Genomic DNA, 18958 nt, shown 5'->3' on the forward strand with positions numbered 1-18958 from the left:
AAACTTTCCTTTTATTATAATTTATTGAAATAATTAACCTATATTCACCATATTTGGGTTTTGAAGTACGCGCAAATCAATCTACATGTTTGAACAACTTCGTCTGCCGTATTAAAGTGATGAAACGCAAGTCTGAGCATCTCACCTCGCGGGCTTGTAATTATCTTGTGCTGCTTTAAGTACCTGTCCAATGCAGGAACATTTGGAACAAGTAAAGCAATATGCGCCGAAAATAATGTTCCGGGGACCTTTACGATTGTCACGTCGCCTTTTTCCAAAATGTCGATAGCAAGTTCAACTAATGTCTGAATATGCAGCCGACCTTGCTCAAAATCTAAAGTCAAAAGCGCAGTTAAGGCGCTGCTTGCCGCATAAAGCGCGGGCACAGCGGGAGTTCCGGTTTCAAATCGTTTGGCGCAATCGGGGAAATCCACCAACGATGGGTTAAAAGCAAATGGCTCTTTACGTCCTTGCCATCCAGTCAGCCCCAGTGCAACGGTGTTACGAATGCCATCTTTTACATAAAGGAATGCAATACCTGGCAAACCTAACATGTACTTCATGCTGCCGCAGATCAGGTAATCACAATTCAATTCACTGACATTAATTTTTTCAGCGCCTAGCCCTTGGTATGCATCGACTAATATTGGAACTTGTGATTGATTAGCGAGTTCTGTTATTAATTCGACCGGGTATCGTCTACCTGTGCGGAAACTGGCTAACGGTACTGAAACTAAACATGTATTGCTGCCCAACATTGCGCGGGTAATGGCGACAAAACTTTCGTCTGAAACCTGACTTTCTATGCAACGCGTGACGAGTCCACGATTCGCTTGTTGCAACCAAACATGGGACAGAGACGGAAATTCATCTTCCGTACAAAGAATTTGTTCTCCGTAATTGGCTACTAGCGTTGAAATAACCTGATAAGCAGCTATCGTTGCGTTTGGCAAAATCGCTATTTGTGATGCATCTGCGCCTATAAACTCAGCAAACAAGCGCCTGGCCTGTTCGGTTTGCTGCTCGAAATACACCCACGCCAGCTCATTTTTTGCCATATCACCTAGCATCGTTTCCATCGCTGCATCAAGGAACTGAGAACGAGGAGAAATACTACAACTGGCAAGATGAACAAGGCCATGCAACCCGCTAAAATAATTGTCCCGAAATGCTTGAGGTGAATACATAGCGACTAGTAACTGTTGGCATTAGTCATTTCGGTACGCAATTCCCACAGTTCTGGAAAGAATTGCTTATTCATCAGCACCGTCAGTTTTTCAACCGGAGTTCCCTTGGTGCCTATCGTGTTAAGTCCGATAGTACGTATTGCGATTTTATAATGTCTGCTGCGCCATAAACTGACCATTTCATCCCAGCTCACCATCTCCTCCATTAGGAAATAAAGCGGCGACTTGTCTTCCTCGGTATAAACGCCCATCAGGTCGATACTCATAGATTTAACAATACGAATAAAAGTTTGATGGAGTTCCCGCCCAACTGATTGCAACCGCCTCCAGCCTGGAGATTCGAAGCCTGAGCCGTTGCCTAATGCAGGTCTGACTTTCTGAAAGTCATACGGAGTCATGTATTTGAACATTTCGAGTTGCTTAGTAATTAACTCAATAGGATAGCTGGACCGCTTAATTAATTCAGTTGCAGCAACAAAGTCTTTCTTGGATAGCTTTTTTATCGCTTCAGCTAACTCATTATTGCTCAGTTTCAGCCAAAGCTCAGTAGATTGATGAACCACCTGAAATAATAATTCATCGCGGTGGAGCATCTCTTCTGGCGTTACTTGCAAATTGAGCAGCGCAGGAATGCGCATATACTTCTCATAATCGCTATCCCCTTCACCAGACAGTACACTTGTTGAATAATCCCTATTTCCTATCACGTTCTTTCTCCTTCTCAAAAACGGATCAAAGACAGCCTTTTATTTGCAAAATATCAGCCGTCAATGTAGTGAATTAATAACTCTAACGGGTGTCAATGTATATAAAATAGCGAGAAATCGCAACATAAAAAAACAATAAAAATAACAAAAAACACACATATAAATAACCTAATGCGTATTTCGGTGATTGTGATCACCTATTTCCGCTTTTTCTCTCTCTTCCTATTTTTACGCCGCTGTTTTTCAAGTTTGGCGTAAAAGCGCTGCAAAGGATAAGGATGCGCAATTCGTGAGCTGCATCCCGACCGCAGTGGCCGTTATGCACAGAGCATGGGGTATCACGCAATCCTGACGTCACTCCGGCAGGCAAATCACACTGGCTTATATCGCCGTTCACAATCACCGTGACATTTTCCCCAAGCCGGGTCAGAAACATTTTCATCTGGTTGATCGTCACATTCTGAGCTTCATCCAAGATCACGAATGCATTTTCAAACGTTCGGCCACGCATATAGGCAAAAGGGACAATTTCTACTTTACTAATTTCAGGCCGCAACTAACGAATCATCATGACAATATAATGACAATCTTTACGTTATGACAAATAAGCCAAAAACTTTCCATTAAAAATAATCGATAGTATTGTCTGTTTATTTTTATGGGAATTTTAACTTATAGCTGTTGTTGGCAAGTGTTGATCTATTTACTACGATATTCGGTTGCCATTGGGTAAGAAAGTCACTATCTGAGGTAATCTTTTTTCACCCTATGGCAACCATTTTATTAAGATGCCTGCTGCTGACAACAGAACAATAGTTAATTATCTGTATTGTTAAGTACGCTTACAATTTCCAGCCAATCGGAAGCCAGCATTTTTTGCTTCAGCTTCTGTTTGAAAATAAATAGCATTCTTCTCCAAAATCCCCTTATATCCTGGACAATGAGAGAAATGATAAATTTTGCTATTGTTATTACCTTTGATTAATCCTGTATGTGACGAATCAGATGACACTCGTTTTTTCTGAGTATCTGTTTGATTACGCTTTCCCTGCCCCTTTCTCTGCTCTGCGGGTGAAACACCAATAGCTGAATTCTTATGCCATAATTCCCATTTCTGCTCACCGGTAACAAAAGGATTATGATGCCCCATAATGCCGGCAATTCGGTTATCTCTCTCCCGTTCCCATTGATTTGGTGGATATTGACGATCCCAGGCCATAAATAACTGCTGCTGTTGACGCGACATAGAAAGGTTGTAACGATCGTGCATATAAAAATTGATCCGGGCAATTTGCCCTTTTACTGCATCCCGCGGCTCGAACGTGCGAGATTTAGCATCGACTTTGCTAGTACAAACACCATAATCATTCGGTTTATTCTTTGGCAACATTCCATAACTGAAATTACTGCGATCACCGTTAACCTCACCAATGGATGGAGACAAATTATGTATATCCGATTCCATTGCCCTGAAAACCGGATCTGTGGATACACAATTTTTCCTGCCTCCCTTTTGCCAACACTGCCGCTGATGCCCAAAAACCCAGGCAGGAACAATATGTTCCCATTCAATCCGTTCGGCCCGATTCCGATTCTGTTGTGACCTGATTTGATAACCACACGAAGACAGATTGACACGTCCCCCACTCTTCCCCGTCCACTGCCAATGACAGCCACAATACAATGTTCCCGTCTTTGATCTAAATTGATCATGATAAACATGATGACGCAGTTCAGTTTTAGCTTGTTCAAATGTAGCCGGAACGGCAAAAGAAGATAAAGGAACAATTAAACTTAAACACCCAATATAAATCGCCAAAAAATTAATTTTTCGTTTCAATGACATACCCTATTATTCAAAATATCATTTTGATCTTTCCCTTTTATGTTGCCTCATAATCGACCTATAAGACAAATATTGTTTATTTGCATTTCTTCCTAAACGCTCCTTTTAAAACGAAAGACTATCTAACAAGCAGGTTGAGATACCACATTAATTTTACCTGACAAAAGATTATTGATGTTAAAACGAACAATAAAAGGGAGGTTATTGCATTATTGAGCAGTGGTTAATATACAGAGGCCACGCTATCGCGTGGCCTTAAAGCAAAGTCACTCCACCAGTAAAAATCATTGTTTTTCAGCGAGCAGTAACCTGTAGACAACACCACCCACAATCCCGCCAATAATCGGCATAACCCAGAATAGCCATAACTGCTCTAAAGCCCAGGTATTCTGGAATATAGCAACAGCAGTGCTTCGTGCCGGGTTAACCGAGGTGTTTGTAACAGGAATACTGACCAAGTGAATTAAAGTCAACGCCAAACCTATTGCTAATGGCGCAAAACCCGCATAGGCTCGTTTATCTGTTACACCAATAATGACAAGCAAGAAAATAGCCGTCAAAACAACTTCAGCAATAATAGCTGACTGAAGTGAAAATCCACCAGGTGAATGCTCACCATAACCATTGGATGCAAAACCACTGGCTGTCGCATCAAAACCAGCTTGTCCGCTGGCAATAACATACAACACAGCTGCCGCAAGAATACCGCCTATAACTTGAGAAATAATATAAGGAATAATTTCTGCGGCCCTAAAACGTCCCCCCGCCCAAAGGCCAATTGTCACCGCAGGATTAAAGTGCCCGCCAGAAATATGTCCTACCGCATACACCATCGCCACAATGGTTAAACCAGATGCTAAAGAGACACCAACAAAGCCAATACCTAATTCAGGAAATCCAGCAGCTAATACAGCACTACCACATCCCCCAAAAACCAGCACGAATGTCCCAAGCAATTCAGCCGTTAGCTTTTTTAACATATTTTATCCTCACCCAGTTATCGAATAGAGTCACCTGACTGGAATTAACTATAGCCAATAAATGAAAATCATGCTTATTTTTGACACAACCACATAACTTGCTGATTAGTTAGATATATTTATACCGCATTCACTTTAAACACAATATTCAATGTATAATTTACCCTATTGGATCAACTTTTCGATTAAATATGGATAATTTAAAATCAATTATCTCCAAAATAAACTTAACATTCTTTTTAAAATATAAAAATCCGGTGCAGAATATAGGCACCGGATTATCACATAAGTATTGAATAGCTCAATATATATTAAACAATGGGTACAATACAGAAGATAGTCTTTTCACTACTAAATAAATAACTTACCTGACTACCAAAACGGAAATATTCGCATATCCGACAATTCCTGAAGCATTTGAACCTAATAAATGCGTCGAAATATTAGGTCGCCTGGAGCCAATGATAATTAAATCGGCTTTAATCTCATTTGCTGTTGATAATACTTTGTCTCTTGGTGATCCAAAAGCGACAGAGAAAGAGATCCGCTCTTTTGGTAAGTTTATTTTTTCAACAACTTTTGCCAGTTCTTCTTCTGATCTTGCAATAGATTTCTTGGCAAAAGAGTTGATCAAGTCATAATGATAACTATAACTAACTGAAAATCTCGGTACATCAGGAATGGAATGGAAAAGATGTATATTGGCATTAGACAACTTAGCCAAATACTCTGCATGTGCAATCGCTTTATCGGTCAATTCATCTTCTGAAATTTCCACCGGCACTAAAATAGTCTTGTACATATGCACTCCTATATTTATATACCAAACCGAACTACTTCAATGAGTATATAAAATATTCCATTATTTGCTGTGAGTTGTTTAACTAAATCAAACAAATTACTGTGTAACTCATTTTTCATTACTCAACGTCAAGATGCCATTTGTGTAATATCCGGTGGATGAACGGTGTTACAACAAGCCCTAAAGTAATCAAGAACACACTTTCCAGAAATAACCCATATATCGCAATAAAATATTTACCAGGCAAACTAACAGGGGCAGGATCTAACCCCTGTGCTCCAAGCATAGATAAGGCGTTAAGCAAAGACTCAGAAAATGAGTGCCCTTCTATCAGGTAAAAACCCAACACACCCGGAATTATTCCAATAAAGAAAAATGTGGCGGCGATAAGGTAAAAACGCGCCACTCGCCATAGAAAATGATCCAGACGAATCAGTTTATCAGTAAATTTTTCCATAATTATTTCATCCGCAATAATTCTGCACAGTCACATGCAATCTCAATGAAAATGAAGCCAAATCAAGATTTACTAAACAGTTTTAACTAATGGTAAGCCATACTAAGATGGCTTACCAATTTACCTAATTAAGAGCCCATCCCATTAGGGCTATTTTATTTACCATTTTGTCAAAAAGAGCGAACACTCCTCACGTACTCCGTATACGCCCCGGTTTTCTGAACACTGTCTATGCTCACTGTTCATTCACAAGAACAGTCTGCAACAATTACGCCTACTGGGATAGGCTCTAAATTTCAGCTATCTTACCTGATAACCAAAACAGATATTTTCGAGTATTTGACAACGCCTGCTGCATTAGATCCTAATAAATGCGTTGTGATATTGGGTCTCCTTGATCCAATAACAATAAGATCAGCATTAATTTCTATAGCAGTTGCGGTTATTTCGTCTCTTGGTGAACCAAATGCAATGGAATAGGATAGCTTATCATCAGGAATATCCATCTTATCAAGCAGCACTTTTAAATCATCTTCTGCTTTAATTGTCGCTTTATCCCTAATTTCCTCATATCCTAATGAATATGCATTAACAATCGCCGATGAGATTGGCAACACATGAAGTATATGGAGCTGCGCACCCGTTTCTTTAGCTAAAGACAGTGCATGCTTAACCGCTTTACTCGTTAGTTCATCTTCTGAAATATCTACCGGTACTAAAATAGTTTTGTACATATGCACTCTCCTATATTTACATACCAAACCAGACTACTACAATTTAGTATACTCTATATCTGGTTAATTACTATGAGTTATTTAATCAAACGAAAACAATGATAAAAAGAAAAAATATTTATAAAAATAAAAATCAATCATCATGATAATAATAAATCTATTACTGTTTGTCATCAATGATTATAGATTAAGGATTTTTCACCTATCACACCTGCTTACCTATCCTTTCTCTATCGCGTTTTTAAGGTATGCCAAAAGTGACATGTACAGGGGCAATAACGTCAACCCCTGAAGCCTATTTTACTGCCGGTATAACACTTTTATTTGCTGGACGGTATTTTCAAATATCTTAGCTTGTGTTTCATCGCCCATTTCTGCAATAGCACGCTCCACGTTCAGTATAACTTTCCCGGCATTAGCTTGCCCCAGCGTTTTAAGAACCGAAGCCAACAACATTTTTAAACATGTCACTTCTGTTGCCAAGATTTCGATATCGGAAGATGAAGCCAAATCAATGTTACCCATAGTCGTTACCTGCTTAAGTACTAATTACGTCATGAAAATAATAATTATATCACATAATCCAGCCCCTATTTTTATACATATGGTAAATATATCTACAAAAATAAATGTTGGGAAATTGTTAAAATCATTTATTTTATAACTATTTTTTCAGTTATTAATTCTATGATAATCAGAATATGCGGGATGTTATTGTTTTAAATAAATAATACATGTTACCATATAAGATAATTCTCTTTTGTCTTTGAGAGATATAAGTATAATATTCACATTCCTGATGAATTTTTGCGATAATTTATCTATTCTATTGTTTTATATAATTTTTACTAAAAATCAAAAAATAGATTACTGAAGTTCACTCTTCTGAAACAAATTTAATTCACAAGCAATATCAATGAAAGCTCATGTATGAGCATAGGGCCAGTTGGAGATACTTTTTTGATAAATGTTTTGTTAGTCGATGATCATGAATTGGTCAGGGTTGGTGTAAAACGTATTCTTGATGACGTGAAAGGGATAACAGTTACAGGAGAAGTCAATTGTGGTGAAGACGCGATAAAATGGTGCCGGACGAATAAAGTAGATATCGTGTTAATGGATATGAATATGCCAGGCATCGGTGGCCTGGAGACAACAAAAAGAATCCTGCGTTACCATCCTGATGTTCGGGTAATTATGTTGACTATCTATACTGAAAATCCATTACCGATGAAGGTGATGCAGGCAGGCGCCAGAGGGTATCTCAGTAAAGCCTCTACCCCTCAGGATATGGTCAATGCGATTCGTACGGTTAATGCCGGGCAGCGCTATATCGCACCCGATATTGCACAACAGATGGCCCTTAGCCAAATTAACCCACAGACAGATAATCCACTCAGTTGCCTGTCTGATCGTGAATTACAGATTATGCTGATGATCACAAAAGGACAAAAAGTGAGTGATATCTCTGAACAACTTAACCTCAGCCCCAAGACCATCAATAGCTATCGCTATAGAATGTTTAGTAAACTCAATATCAACGGTGATGTAGAATTAACACATATGGCAATACGTTATGGGCTGTTCGACACAGAGAGTCTGTTAAATAGTGACGGAACAATTTGATTCAAAAGCATTTTTAAAAACAGTAACCAGTCAGCCTGGTGTTTATCGTATGTATGACACCTCGGGAACGGTTATTTATGTCGGTAAAGCTAAAGATTTAAAAAAGCGGCTTTCCAGTTATTTTCGGGCGCAGGTCGCCAGCCGTAAAACCGAATCGCTGGTTAAAAACATTGCTCAAATAGACGTTACTGTCACACATACAGAAACCGAAGCGTTGTTACTGGAGCATAATTACATCAAGCTTTATCAGCCCCGATATAACGTTTTACTGCGAGATGATAAATCTTATCCTTATATTTTTCTCAGCGCAGATAAACACCCGCGACTGACAATGTATCGGGGCGCTAAACATTCTAAAGGTGAATACTTTGGCCCATTTCCAAGCTCTTATGCAGTACGTGAATCATTAATCTTACTGCAAAAACTTTTTCCTATCCGGCAATGTGAGGACAGTGTCTACCGCAATCGCTCCCGGCCATGCCTTCAATATCAAATTGGCCGATGTCTTGGACCTTGCGTTAACGGGTTGGTAAGTGAAGAAGAATATCAACAACAAGTTGATTATATTCGCCTGTTCCTTTCAGGCAAAGATCAGCAAGTTTTAACCAAATTGATTAGCCGAATGGAAGAAGCCAGCCAGCAACTGAAGTTTGAAGATGCTGCAAGATATCGCGATCAAATTCAAACCGTTCGTCAGGTCACTGAAAGACAATTTGTTTCAGGCACAGACGACGACTTGGATGTTATCAGCATTGCATTTGAAACGGGCATGGCGTGTCTGCATGTCCTGTTTATACGTCAGGGCAAAGTACTGGGAAGCCGAAGTTATTACCCTAAAATACCCGCCGGAACAAAACCCGACGAGATTGTGCAAACATTTCTTGGTCAATTTTATTTACAAGGTAGCCAAAACCGGACTTTGCCATCAGAAATTTTGCTGGATTTTGCTCTGCAAGAGAAAGATATTTTATCTGATTCTTTATCTGAAATATCTGGTCGAAAAATTCATATTCAAACCCGCCCTCGCGGAGATAGGGCTCGTTATCTGAAGCTCGCCCGGACAAATGCAGCAACAGCGTTGATTACCCGCTTATCTCAACAATCCACCATTCACCAAAGACTAGAATCTCTCGCCCATTTAGTTCAGTTGGTAAAAATTCAGAGAATGGAATGTTTTGATATCAGTCACACTATGGGGGAACAAACTGTTGCATCTTGTGTTGTTTTTGACAGTAATGGCCCACTACGTTCTGAATATCGGCGCTATAATATTAGTGGCATCACGCCCGGTGATGATTACGCTGCCATGAATCAAGTATTGCGCCGTCGATACGGAAAGGCATTGGATGAATCAAAAATCCCCGACATTATTTTTATTGATGGCGGTAAAGGGCAATTAGCTCAGGCAATAGATGTATTCCAGTCTCTTGATGTTGAATGGGACAAAACACGCCCACAATTGATAGGCGTTGCCAAAGGAAGTGATCGCAAAGCCGGGCTTGAAACGCTATTTTTCGCGGCAGAAGGTGAAGGTATGGCGCTGCCACCGGACTCACCGGCCCTGCATGTGATTCAACATATCCGTGACGAATCACATAACCATGCGATAACGGGGCACCGCCAGCGGAGAGATAAAGTGAGAAAAACCAGTACGCTGGAATCTATTGCCGGTGTTGGTCCAAAACGCCGGCAAATGTTACTGAAATATATGGGGGGGTTACAGCCTTTACGCAACGCAAGTGTCGAAGAGATCGCAAAAGTACCGACTATTTCCTATGCATTAGCAGAAAAAATTCATAATGCATTGAAACACTAGGTGCATTGATGCACCATACTTATAAATTCCACTATAGCCAGATAGTTAAGAAGCACTATGCAATTAAATATACCAACATGGCTCACCCTATTCCGTATCGCCCTGATCCCATTTTTTGTTCTGGCATTTTATTTGCCATTCAAATGGGCGCCGATGGTCTGTGCCATAATTTTTGTTGTCGCTGCGGCGACAGACTGGTTTGACGGCTTTCTTGCCCGTCTTTGGAAGCAGACAACTCGCTTTGGCGCATTTCTTGATCCTGTCGCTGACAAAATCATGGTTGCCGCCGCATTAGTATTGGTTTCCGAGCATTATCATACATGGTGGATAACACTCCCCGCGGCAACCATGATAGCACGTGAAATTATCATCTCTTCTCTCAGGGAATGGATGGCTGAATTAGGAAAGCGCAGTAACGTTGCCGTTTCCTGGATGGGTAAGGTAAAAACAACAGCACAGATGGCGGCCTTAATTGCCTTATTATGGCGCCCTAATTTTGAATTCGAACTGGGTGGATTCATATTACTTTATGTTGCTACAGTGATGACATTTTGGTCAATGTTTCAATATGTCAACGCGGCGTGGTCTGACTTGCGTGAAGCTTGATCGAAATGACGTAAAAACCATCGAACAAACACACCCTAACAATAATTGTGTTGACTCAATACGTGAAGTAAGTAGAATGCAACGCATCGAACGGCACATGAGATTTACGAAAACAAATAAGTAAATCAGCCAGTTCGAAGCGGTGCGGGAATAGCTCAGTTGGTAGAGCACAACCTTGCCAAGGTTGGGGTCGCGAGTTCGAGTCTCGTTTCCCGCTCCAAGTTACTAGTTAGGATAATGATTGGTAGCTTAATAGCTGATAAGTAAGGCGCGTTGGCAGAGTGGCCATGCAGCGGATTGCAAATCCGTCAACCTCGGTTCGACTCCGGGACGCGCCTCCAAATTCAGCCCAGGTGGTGAAATCGGTAGACACAAGGGATTTAAAATCCCTCGGCTGTAAGGCTGTGCGGGTTCAAGTCCCGCCCTGGGCACCAAATAAAATTCACTGATAAAACAGTGAGTTAGGGAAAAAGAAAAGGCCACCGAAAGGTGGCTTTTTTGAATGTCGAGATGGCATAAAAATTGAAAAGTGGCGGCAAAATGGCGACACTTTGGCACCACTGTGTAAATATACATTATCTATTTCAGGCAATCTCTTCCCCTCAAAACATCATCAGAAAAATATTTTTCACATAAAAAAAACACATCTGAACGAATCATAATGTGCTTTTTATGATTTTTTATTCATTTGGTCTAATCAAGAAGACATTAACATCAGCTATCCTGTCTAATATGATGTTACGTTCTGACACGGCACTGATACGGCCGCCGATAATTCTACCGGCGCGATTTCTATTGGCAACCCCGATGATGTGACCGGGTAGCGGGATTTGTCCCTCAAGGCCGACACTGAACGATATGGCATCATCTTCGTTGTTGGTCAGTAAAATCCATCTTCCTCGCCGATTAGCTTCGCTCTGTCGTGTACACCCGATTGCTGTGATTTCAGTCTGATTGTTAAGCGGCTAGACATGAATAAAATGACGAGATAGCAATTAATGGCTGGTGGTAGGGCGCTTGAGAGCCATGCTCAACAACAGAGATGGCGGGGATTGCTCCCCGCCGTTGCTCTTACTTGGGTTCGTAATCCATGAAAACAGCAACCTCCGTTTGACCGCTTCGGATGCGAACCTCACAGAGGTCCTTCCTCGTGACCAGCACAGCCGCCAAAGCGGCAATACAAATAACGATGGCGATAAATATCGCTTTTTGCTGTTTCATGGTTAGCGTCTCCTTGCCTTTCGGCGTGTAAGAGGCTAATCTTATGTTGCTATGCATAAAGAATTGGCCTCAAATTGATTGAAAGATCATTTGGGGCTTTCTTCTATCTGCTCCAGCGCGCCAGAGACAGATAGTCCCAAGCGCCCGCCAAAAATATACCAAAGCAAAATGTATATACCCATTACATTACGCTACTGAATTTATTTATAGTGAGCCATCCCTAGCTTGTGATTTACTGTTGATCTTCGGTATATATCCCGGCAGAAATGATAGCTCCACCGATTTCACGGGTTCCGTACAAGACAGCAACCGGATTACCCTGCACCGTTGTGTTAACCGGGCCGCCAAATGCGTAAGAGGATTTATTGTCCGGTGACTCTCGCATTCCCAAACCCGGCATCTGTGGCGATAACATTTGAACAACACCGCCGAGTGCCGTTGACGCGCCTACCATAGCCAGAGCCCCGCCCCAAGTACCCGTTGCACCAAGTATTAATTGCTTTTTTTGCATCCAACGCTTTATATTTAAATTCTTTTCCAAAGCGTTTAATTAAAGGTCCGTGCATACGAATGGTTCGCATTGGTACGTCAATATAAGCCATAAATGAACCCCAATAAATATCCGACCGGAGATAGGTTGTTAATGCTAAATTTAATTATTGATAATCATAGAATTCCATCAGGAAATAATTTTTACTTTTTTGCATGACATTCTGAGTAATGAATATTCACTATATTCAGCAACAATTACTTCACTTTTTTTGTTGACCTCTATCATCTGCACTAAGTCGTCACCGTTATCTTTTTTTAAAATTACCTGCCTACAAATATCAAATGATGGTACATCCATAGGGTAATCCGATGCTTTTATAACATCTGGCTTCCTACCATCCTTAAGCATGGATTTTATTTCATCTAGTAGATACCCTTTATTTCCTATAAAAGGGTTATTTTTAGTTGAAAACTCTAAAATATTTTCACCATTTTCATAAATGGTTATCTCTATTAGAATTTTCTTAGACCACTACACTGCTCTCACTATGTAGTTAAATGCGATATTGCGTGGCTTTGAGACTCCTATAAAACCAGTATTAGCAGTCCATCTATATGCGTTTGCACTTACATACCTAGCCCCCAATGAAATAGCTTTATCTTGAGGAGTATCCCACTTTAGCGCCGCACGATCATGAGATGAGAAACTAACAACATTATTAACTGGATTAACATCCTGTAACAAATAAGATCCCTCCTGCCATGACAATAATGAACGAGATGAATCTACCCCTCTTCCATCATCCCATCCCCGGATAAACTCCCCTCTTAAATCAGGTAATCTACCATCAGGATAAGCTTCCGCTAATTTTGGGTACTGTAATTTATTAAAAGCTGAACCATTACAAGTGAAATAACCAATAGGTGGATGGGGTAACGGCCACGGAATAGGAGAACCGATAGGAATTTCATTGGCTGTTTTAATCCGGTTAAAAATCAGCCACGACAGATGATATCGTTGATGCCTGACGTAATACTTTATTTAACATATGAGTAGGAACATCATTTGGTGGAAACCCAGCCAGCAAACTCTCACTTTCTTCATATTTTCTCTGACTCACTACGTTCGCATTATCATTAATAGAAAAAGCCTTAAAATCACTCTTGTAACTCATATATATCCCTTACATTAAATGATGTTATAATCAATATATTGAATTGTTGTAAAAACAACCTTCTGTAATTAACGACAATCAAAGTATAGTTCAGGAAAATAATAACGTGGCATCCTTATTAATTACAAAGTTAACTTTTTTATATAATGACAGAAATAATCAGTTCAACATTTTTGAGTCAAAAATATATCCAAAAATTTATATTAAACATCTGAAAACTATTTTTCTTTTATTCCCTCCATCTCTTCCTGCCACTCCCTATGCTATATTTTTCATCATAAAAGAAACAAACCCCGTTCTTTTAAACGAGGTTTGTCAGGTGGTCCGAAGCCGCCATCAGGTAGCTTTTTTATCGATTTAAATCACATTCATAATATGATTTCAAAATATGTTTTTTAAAATTGAATAAACATTTTTCCACTGCGACTATCTATTAACAAAACTATCAATAGCAATTAGAACCACAATGGCCCTGTTTATCACTCCGGCGCCTCCGGCCATTCAACATCGGGAACCTGTGAAGTATCTACCCTGCTCAGTAATACCCGATATTTCTTCCATGCCAATAAAGCGGCTTCTTCGGACTTTGTCGAGATTTCCAAGTCAACAGAATCTTGGAGTAACGACAATATTTCATTCGCTTGTCGTAACCGTGTTGCTTTCTGCTGCTTGGCTTCTTCAATTTGATGGGATTTCAGTAGGTCTTTATCAGCTACCCACTCTTGACCATCCCACTTATCGTAGTCAGTGACGGGTTCTTTAAAAGTCAGGGTTTCAGGTAGTTCACCGATTTCAATAACTTCCTGCGGCAAGCGTGTCTGCTTGTTATAAGCTGTTTTTCCACGGTAATCGGGTACAATCAGCCAATGGGTTAAATCAGATGAACGGCAAGCGACATATCCCTCCTTAATATCAGGTGGCGCATCTGTGCAAGCATGAGCAGGAAGACCGACACCAACAGGAAGATACTCATCAGTACTGTTTAAATATTCCAGCGTAATCGCATCGTAATTAAACACAATGATACTTCCGGTACTGATAGCAATATTATTTTTATCCAGTACAGCCTTATTCATCAGGCAATCCTCACAATGTAATTAAATGCTACGTTTCGCGGACGTGTTTCTGTTCCTGTTGAAGCAGCAACCGCATTATCCATATAACCGAAACCACCAGATCCCATTCCGATAGCAATACCTAGTCCGCGAGAATCAATCCCGTAGTTAACATTTTGGTAGACACTATTGAGAATACGGCTTGGTGTACCCAAACCCTCGGCTCCAGCATTTGAGTTGGACCACATCCGGCCAATCCTGTGAATATGTGGAGCAATATCTGCCAGTTGATTGGAAAGTAGATATCGATTAACGTCCACCCCACGCCCATCATCCCAACCACGAATAAATTCACCCCGTAAATCGGGTAATACGCCACTAGGATAAGCTTCCGCTAATTTTGGATATAAATATTTGTCAAAGATAGCTCCATTACATTTCGCCCACCCATTTGGTGGTATGTTAGTCGGCCAAGGAAGAGGTATTCCTACCGGGATTTCTTCAAGTAAAGATATGTTCATTATGCTGCCCTTACAATATAGTTAAATACCATGTTTCGTGGTCTTGACGCCCCTATAAAACTAGAATCCGCTAACCATTCCGCTCCAGTTGAATAATTTACAGCTTTTACTGAAAAATAGGGCAACGAGATAGGAGAACCCACAGGTATATTAATTTCTTCACGTAATAAATTTATTATTTTCTGAACAAGCTTTTGTGTAACCGCTAATGTATTGCTATTACCCAAATTTAATTGATCGATGAATTTGGCTCTATTCATATCTTTCTTGACTCACGACATTAGCATTATCATTAATAGATAAAGCCTTAAAATTATTTTCCTTGCTCATATACTCCTCTTAAATTAAATAATTTTCACATGAAATAAGCATATTAAGTTATTGTAAAAAACTCCCTATGCAATTCACATCAATCAAAGTCTAGTTCATAAAAATAATAATGCGGCATTCCTATTTATTATAAGATTAACTGTTTTATATAATTAATAACAATAAGTAGTTAAATATTTTGGAATCGAAAATATATTCAAAGTTTACATTTAACATCTGAAAACTATTCTTCTCTTCCATCTTTTCCTAATATGACGTAAAGAGTATTTTTATTCAGTCATTATTCTGCTCTCACTATGTAGTTAAATGCGATATTGCGGGGGCGAGTAACGCCAACAAAATTTGCACCCGCAATAAAATTTCCCGTTGCTGATACTGATCGTCCATTTACTTGCACATTACCGGCGGGAACATCCCAGTTTAGTGCTGCTCTATTATTTAGCGAGAAGTTAACAACATTATTAGGTGGATTATTAATTTCTTGTACTAAATAAGACCCTTCTTGCCATGACAATATTGAACGAGATGGATCCACATTTCGACCACTGTCCCAACCACGGATAAATTCTCCCCTTAGATCAGGTAATCTGCCGTCAGGATAAGCTTCTGCTAACTTTGGATACTGTAATTTATTGAAAAATGCACCGTTACAAATGAGATAGTCAACAGGTGGATAAGGCAACGGCCACGGAATAGGAGAACCAACAGGAATGTTAGAGATACTTGAAATTTTTTGTTCTAACGCTCTGTTTAATTGCACGGTGAGTTTGTCTGTATCACCATCATCCAAAACATCATTACCAGATTGTATCGCAATAAAATCAGCCACAACAGAGGCTATTGTTGACGATTGGCGTAATACCTTATTTAACGAATGCGTAGTAATATTCTCTAGTGGAAACCCTGCCTGCAAATTCTGACTTTCTTCATACTTTTCCTGACTCACTACATTCGCATTATCACTAATAGAAAAAGCCTTAAAATCATTCTTAGGATTCATATATCCTCCTCGAATTAAATAACATTATTTTATAATTAACATATTAAATTATTATATAGACAATTTCTCGCAATTCATGCCAATTAAAACCTAGTACAAAAAAATGATAATAATATATTCCCATTGCTTATAAAGTTAATTATTTTTTACATAATCACAGTAATAATAAATTCAACATGTTAGAGTCAAAAACACATCCAACAATCTATATTTAATCTCTAGAAACTATTTTTCCTTCACTCTTTCCGACAATTCAATAAATATCTATCATCAACTTCAATGAGTAAAAAAATAAACCCCATAGAGGCTTTATTTAATATTGTTCAACAGAACTTCCTGCGTTACTACCTCCAGATTATTTAGCAGCTTCAATCCGCTGGGTTTCGAGCATGATTGGTGTATGGTGATGTCCGGAACGCGCATACATAATGGTTCCAGTTACGCTTACACGATGCCCGACAAGGCTTCGATACTCGTTATAAAATTCGGACTGAACTACCAGCTGCATAAAGTTACGCTCCCCCCATTCTGGCGCACCCTTAGCATATCCTATCGTCTTATCCGGTTGCAGCGCCAATAAGTCTCAGGGATATCCCCGTTTTCCACGTTTTCGTAATTTGGTGGGCCAGGATAGGTAATCCTTAATAACGTACCATCAAGAGTCAATTTTTGCCCTTCTTCATGGCAGTTCTCTGTTGTTTTACCTGCTGCAATTCTTCTGTACATTTCTCACTAAGTTTCCAATAAAAATAACCCTGTGAATTCAGGGCTATATTTTCAGAATAATATTCAATCAATTACTACGTATCCTGCCACTATATCGTAGCTACATAGTTTTATTTCTTTCAGACCAGAGTCGGCCATACCCGCAATAGTGCAGCAAAAGATAATCATGCAGAGCGATGACTTCAGCCAAGGTAACGTGCTTAATCATTTATTAGTCAGAGCTTTGTTAGTTACATCAAATTGACCAATAAGCTGTGAAAATTCCGCATTTAACATTGCCTTACAATACTCTTCAAAACTGGCTTTGCTGATCACAATAGCGGATTCATTGTTACGTCGGGTTATCTCTACTGGTTCGCCAGCAATAGCTTGATCGAGGACTACCCCAAGGTTTTCCCGAGCTCTGCTGTAAGTGACCGTGATCATAATTCAATTCCTTCTCTGGTTAGTTGTACTTATTTTTTGTACATATTTTGTGTAATTAATGCAATCTTTATACGCTACAATTGGACAAAAACAAGACAGAAAGCACAAAAAAGCATCAAATTGGGCTGTCAAAATTTTCAGCGACTTTGGTGTACTTCCAAACAGTATTAAAAAAGTTCTACTGATGCCGGATTTTCGCCCCAAATAACCCGTATCAACCATTGCCCGCTAACGTTTATTTATTAAATAAATAGATTAACTCCGCAACTAATTTAATAAGAATTTAATCTACAATGGCATATATAATTAAACAATCCTCGTAATAAAATAGTCATAATCATTATGTTCTCAAAAAATTTGTCTTTACTGGTAATAAAGTATTAAACTGACGACACAACTCAAACATACCACGATTGACGTCCAAAAGCTGTGGAAAAAGGAATTATAATATGAGCCATCACACCACCCTATCACCTCAAATTATCAACACACTGGCAGCAAGTAATGATCCTTGGGGAATCAAAGATAAAAATTCATGCTTTATTTACGGCAATCTGGCATTAAAATCTCTTCAGAATTTTTCAAATTCATTTGAATTTGAGGGGTTTTATGAGAATGAACTTCCTTGGGATAGTGCTAAATTTGCAGAAGAATTTATTAAGCATGATAAGAAAGTGATAGAAAAACAACAAAGAATATGTTCAGTTGAAACACATATATTTGGCAGAGAACAAGTTCTGTCATCTTATTTTTTCGAAAAATTTCCTTTTTATCATGAAGACGGAAACTGTATAGGAGTCATATATCATGGCTGGAAAGCTCAGAATTATTCATTAACTCATCTGTATCAATATCATGATAAACTACCCGCCTCCATTATTCTCCAACCACCGACTGATCTTTTTACTCAACGTGAATGGGATATCATTTTCCTCTTTCTACAGAAAAATACCAGAAGACAGATCGGGCGGATATTGAATATTGCCTATCGTACTGTTGAATCTTATATGGCTAGAATATATCGCAAGATAGATATTAACTCCGCTCAACAACTGGAAGAATATTGTCGGGCCAATAATTTTAATCACTATATACCGGAAAAATTTTTACTATCTTAAATTAAATATTTATTCTTGTTTTCATATATTGTGTATAAACCGTACTGTTTCTTAGCGCCTTACTGAGCGCTTATTAAATTCATCACAATAGTTAACTTTTTAGTGCCCAGATGTATATTTTAGTATTAATCTC

The 18958-nt window shown here is 39.2% G+C and carries 22 protein-coding genes, 3 tRNA genes and 4 pseudogenes; 7 read left to right on the top strand and 22 right to left on the bottom strand.

From position 1 onward, the window contains the following. Positions 1-44: 44 nt before the first annotated feature. The 9 genes and pseudogenes from ABR397_RS01730 to ABR397_RS01770 all read right to left on the bottom strand — a co-directional run bounded on the left by ABR397_RS01730 (position 45) and on the right by ABR397_RS01770 (position 7238). The gene (locus ABR397_RS01730) at positions 45-1187 is read right to left on the bottom strand and encodes an aminotransferase class V-fold PLP-dependent enzyme (RefSeq protein WP_350304206.1); all 1143 of its coding nucleotides are present in this window, start codon (positions 1185-1187) and stop codon (positions 45-47) included. A 5-nt stretch (positions 1188-1192) separates the two neighbouring features. Next, positions 1193-1894 carry a tryptophan 2,3-dioxygenase family protein gene (locus tag ABR397_RS01735; protein ID WP_350304207.1) on the bottom strand — a complete coding sequence of 234 codons (702 nt, stop codon included), beginning with the start codon at positions 1892-1894 and terminating at the stop codon, positions 1193-1195. Positions 1895-2231: 337 nt separating this feature from the next. Continuing rightward, a pseudogene (locus tag ABR397_RS01740) lies at positions 2232-2450 on the bottom strand (PhoH family protein); the annotation flags it as partial. A gap of 276 nt (positions 2451-2726) precedes the next feature. Further along, the gene (locus ABR397_RS01745) at positions 2727-3734 is read right to left on the bottom strand and encodes an endonuclease (protein WP_350304208.1); all 1008 of its coding nucleotides are present in this window, start codon (positions 3732-3734) and stop codon (positions 2727-2729) included. Positions 3735-4024: 290 nt separating this feature from the next. Next, entirely contained in the window at positions 4025-4720 is a 696-nt protein-coding gene (gene aqpZ, locus ABR397_RS01750) for an aquaporin Z (protein ID WP_350304209.1), read from the bottom strand. Positions 4721-5084: 364 nt separating this feature from the next. Next, positions 5085-5522 (bottom strand): universal stress protein, encoded by a 438-nt coding sequence (locus tag ABR397_RS01755; protein WP_350304210.1) that lies wholly within the window; start codon positions 5520-5522, stop codon positions 5085-5087. 118 nt (positions 5523-5640) lie between these two features. Beyond that, positions 5641-5979 carry a hypothetical protein gene (locus tag ABR397_RS01760; protein WP_350304211.1) on the bottom strand — a complete coding sequence of 113 codons (339 nt, stop codon included), beginning with the start codon at positions 5977-5979 and terminating at the stop codon, positions 5641-5643. Positions 5980-6284: 305 nt separating this feature from the next. Then, positions 6285-6713, bottom strand: a complete 429-nt coding sequence (locus ABR397_RS01765) for a universal stress protein (protein WP_021325149.1) — start codon at positions 6711-6713, stop codon at positions 6285-6287. Between the two features lie 300 nt (positions 6714-7013). Then, positions 7014-7238, bottom strand: a complete 225-nt coding sequence (locus ABR397_RS01770) for a DUF2594 family protein (RefSeq protein WP_350304212.1) — start codon at positions 7236-7238, stop codon at positions 7014-7016. 435 nt (positions 7239-7673) lie between these two features. Between ABR397_RS01770 and uvrY the strand changes: the two genes are divergently transcribed. From uvrY to ABR397_RS01800, 6 genes are all read left to right on the top strand, one after another. Next, positions 7674-8339, top strand: coding sequence for a UvrY/SirA/GacA family response regulator transcription factor (gene uvrY, locus ABR397_RS01775; protein WP_350304213.1), 666 nt, complete (start codon positions 7674-7676; stop codon positions 8337-8339). Further along, the gene (uvrC, locus tag ABR397_RS01780) at positions 8323-10155 is read left to right on the top strand and encodes an excinuclease ABC subunit UvrC (protein WP_350304214.1); all 1833 of its coding nucleotides are present in this window, start codon (positions 8323-8325) and stop codon (positions 10153-10155) included. The genes uvrY and uvrC overlap by 17 nt, the downstream gene beginning before the upstream one ends. A gap of 57 nt (positions 10156-10212) precedes the next feature. Then, positions 10213-10761 (top strand): CDP-diacylglycerol--glycerol-3-phosphate 3-phosphatidyltransferase, encoded by a 549-nt coding sequence (pgsA, locus tag ABR397_RS01785; RefSeq protein ID WP_133815721.1) that lies wholly within the window; start codon positions 10213-10215, stop codon positions 10759-10761. A 144-nt stretch (positions 10762-10905) separates the two neighbouring features. Further along, positions 10906-10981, top strand: a tRNA-Gly gene (locus ABR397_RS01790). A 47-nt stretch (positions 10982-11028) separates the two neighbouring features. Continuing rightward, positions 11029-11102 (top strand) — tRNA-Cys (locus ABR397_RS01795). Positions 11103-11108: 6 nt separating this feature from the next. Next, positions 11109-11195 (top strand) — tRNA-Leu (locus ABR397_RS01800). A gap of 276 nt (positions 11196-11471) precedes the next feature. Here ABR397_RS01800 and ABR397_RS01805 read toward each other — a convergent pair. The 13 genes and pseudogenes from ABR397_RS01805 to ABR397_RS01860 form a co-directional block, all read right to left on the bottom strand. Next, a pseudogene (locus ABR397_RS01805) lies at positions 11472-11717 on the bottom strand (hypothetical protein); the annotation flags it as partial. 115 nt (positions 11718-11832) lie between these two features. Further along, positions 11833-11982, bottom strand: a complete 150-nt coding sequence (locus ABR397_RS01810; RefSeq protein ID WP_051225736.1) for a type I toxin-antitoxin system Hok family toxin — start codon at positions 11980-11982, stop codon at positions 11833-11835. A 232-nt stretch (positions 11983-12214) separates the two neighbouring features. Continuing rightward, positions 12215-12469, bottom strand: a pseudogene (locus ABR397_RS01815) (tail assembly protein); the annotation flags it as partial. Between the two features lie 192 nt (positions 12470-12661). Continuing rightward, positions 12662-12883, bottom strand: coding sequence for a hypothetical protein (locus ABR397_RS01820; RefSeq protein WP_350304215.1), 222 nt, complete (start codon positions 12881-12883; stop codon positions 12662-12664). Between the two features lie 123 nt (positions 12884-13006). Next, positions 13007-13516 carry a phage tail protein gene (locus ABR397_RS01825; RefSeq protein ID WP_407072849.1) on the bottom strand — a complete coding sequence of 170 codons (510 nt, stop codon included), beginning with the start codon at positions 13514-13516 and terminating at the stop codon, positions 13007-13009. Further along, positions 13464-13649 (bottom strand): hypothetical protein, encoded by a 186-nt coding sequence (locus tag ABR397_RS24945; RefSeq protein WP_407072847.1) that lies wholly within the window; start codon positions 13647-13649, stop codon positions 13464-13466. The genes ABR397_RS01825 and ABR397_RS24945 overlap by 53 nt, the downstream gene beginning before the upstream one ends. 479 nt (positions 13650-14128) lie before the next feature. Next, entirely contained in the window at positions 14129-14725 is a 597-nt protein-coding gene (locus tag ABR397_RS01830) for a tail fiber assembly protein (protein ID WP_350304216.1), read from the bottom strand. Further along, a pseudogene (locus tag ABR397_RS01835) lies at positions 14725-15207 on the bottom strand (phage tail protein); the annotation flags it as partial. The pseudogene ABR397_RS01835 and the gene ABR397_RS01830, both read right to left, overlap by 1 nt. A gap of 17 nt (positions 15208-15224) precedes the next feature. Continuing rightward, positions 15225-15485: a hypothetical protein gene (locus ABR397_RS01840; RefSeq protein ID WP_350304218.1), complete on the bottom strand. Its 261-nt coding sequence runs from the start codon at positions 15483-15485 to the stop codon at positions 15225-15227. 350 nt (positions 15486-15835) lie between these two features. Beyond that, the gene (locus ABR397_RS01845) at positions 15836-16555 is read right to left on the bottom strand and encodes a phage tail protein (protein ID WP_350304219.1); all 720 of its coding nucleotides are present in this window, start codon (positions 16553-16555) and stop codon (positions 15836-15838) included. A gap of 355 nt (positions 16556-16910) precedes the next feature. Next, positions 16911-17063 carry a DUF4431 domain-containing protein gene (locus ABR397_RS01850; RefSeq protein WP_350304220.1) on the bottom strand — a complete coding sequence of 51 codons (153 nt, stop codon included), beginning with the start codon at positions 17061-17063 and terminating at the stop codon, positions 16911-16913. A 41-nt stretch (positions 17064-17104) separates the two neighbouring features. Further along, the gene (locus tag ABR397_RS01855) at positions 17105-17281 is read right to left on the bottom strand and encodes a hypothetical protein (RefSeq protein WP_350304221.1); all 177 of its coding nucleotides are present in this window, start codon (positions 17279-17281) and stop codon (positions 17105-17107) included. 204 nt (positions 17282-17485) lie between these two features. After that, positions 17486-17707 carry a type II toxin-antitoxin system Phd/YefM family antitoxin gene (locus tag ABR397_RS01860; protein ID WP_350304222.1) on the bottom strand — a complete coding sequence of 74 codons (222 nt, stop codon included), beginning with the start codon at positions 17705-17707 and terminating at the stop codon, positions 17486-17488. Positions 17708-18156: 449 nt separating this feature from the next. On the opposite strand from ABR397_RS01860, the gene ABR397_RS01865 reads away from it, so the two are divergent. After that, the gene (locus ABR397_RS01865; protein ID WP_350304223.1) at positions 18157-18825 is read left to right on the top strand and encodes a LuxR C-terminal-related transcriptional regulator; all 669 of its coding nucleotides are present in this window, start codon (positions 18157-18159) and stop codon (positions 18823-18825) included. Positions 18826-18958: the final 133 nt, after the last annotated feature.

This window comes from Photorhabdus viridis, assembly GCF_040256935.1.
Taxonomy (GTDB): Bacteria; Pseudomonadota; Gammaproteobacteria; order Enterobacterales; family Enterobacteriaceae; genus Photorhabdus; species Photorhabdus viridis.

Bases quoted from the DNA above. Each gene is read 5' to 3' on its own strand.
- ABR397_RS01765 (WP_021325149.1), bottom strand. From the start codon at position 6,713: ATGTACAAAACTATTTTAGTACCGGTAGATATTTCAGAAGATGAACTA.
- aqpZ (WP_350304209.1), bottom strand. From the start codon at position 4,720: ATGTTAAAAAAGCTAACGGCTGAATTGCTTGGGACATTCGTGCTGGTT.
- ABR397_RS01845 (WP_350304219.1), bottom strand. From the start codon at position 16,555: ATGAATCCTAAGAATGATTTTAAGGCTTTTTCTATTAGTGATAATGCG.
- ABR397_RS01830 (WP_350304216.1), bottom strand. From the start codon at position 14,725: ATGAATAAGGCTGTACTGGATAAAAATAATATTGCTATCAGTACCGGA.
- ABR397_RS01760 (WP_350304211.1), bottom strand. From the start codon at position 5,979: ATGGAAAAATTTACTGATAAACTGATTCGTCTGGATCATTTTCTATGG.
- ABR397_RS01840 (WP_350304218.1), bottom strand. From the start codon at position 15,485: ATGAATAGAGCCAAATTCATCGATCAATTAAATTTGGGTAATAGCAAT.
- ABR397_RS01810 (WP_051225736.1), bottom strand. From the start codon at position 11,982: ATGAAACAGCAAAAAGCGATATTTATCGCCATCGTTATTTGTATTGCC.
- ABR397_RS24945 (WP_407072847.1), bottom strand. From the start codon at position 13,649: ATGAGTTACAAGAGTGATTTTAAGGCTTTTTCTATTAATGATAATGCG.
- pgsA (WP_133815721.1), top strand. From the start codon at position 10,213: ATGCAATTAAATATACCAACATGGCTCACCCTATTCCGTATCGCCCTG.
- ABR397_RS01855 (WP_350304221.1), bottom strand. From the start codon at position 17,281: ATGTACAGAAGAATTGCAGCAGGTAAAACAACAGAGAACTGCCATGAA.
- ABR397_RS01820 (WP_350304215.1), bottom strand. From the start codon at position 12,883: ATGCTTAAGGATGGTAGGAAGCCAGATGTTATAAAAGCATCGGATTAC.
- ABR397_RS01865 (WP_350304223.1), top strand. From the start codon at position 18,157: ATGAGCCATCACACCACCCTATCACCTCAAATTATCAACACACTGGCA.
- ABR397_RS01770 (WP_350304212.1), bottom strand. From the start codon at position 7,238: ATGGGTAACATTGATTTGGCTTCATCTTCCGATATCGAAATCTTGGCA.
- ABR397_RS01755 (WP_350304210.1), bottom strand. From the start codon at position 5,522: ATGTACAAGACTATTTTAGTGCCGGTGGAAATTTCAGAAGATGAATTG.
- ABR397_RS01730 (WP_350304206.1), bottom strand. From the start codon at position 1,187: ATGTATTCACCTCAAGCATTTCGGGACAATTATTTTAGCGGGTTGCAT.
- ABR397_RS01850 (WP_350304220.1), bottom strand. From the start codon at position 17,063: ATGCAGCTGGTAGTTCAGTCCGAATTTTATAACGAGTATCGAAGCCTT.
- ABR397_RS01860 (WP_350304222.1), bottom strand. From the start codon at position 17,707: ATGATCACGGTCACTTACAGCAGAGCTCGGGAAAACCTTGGGGTAGTC.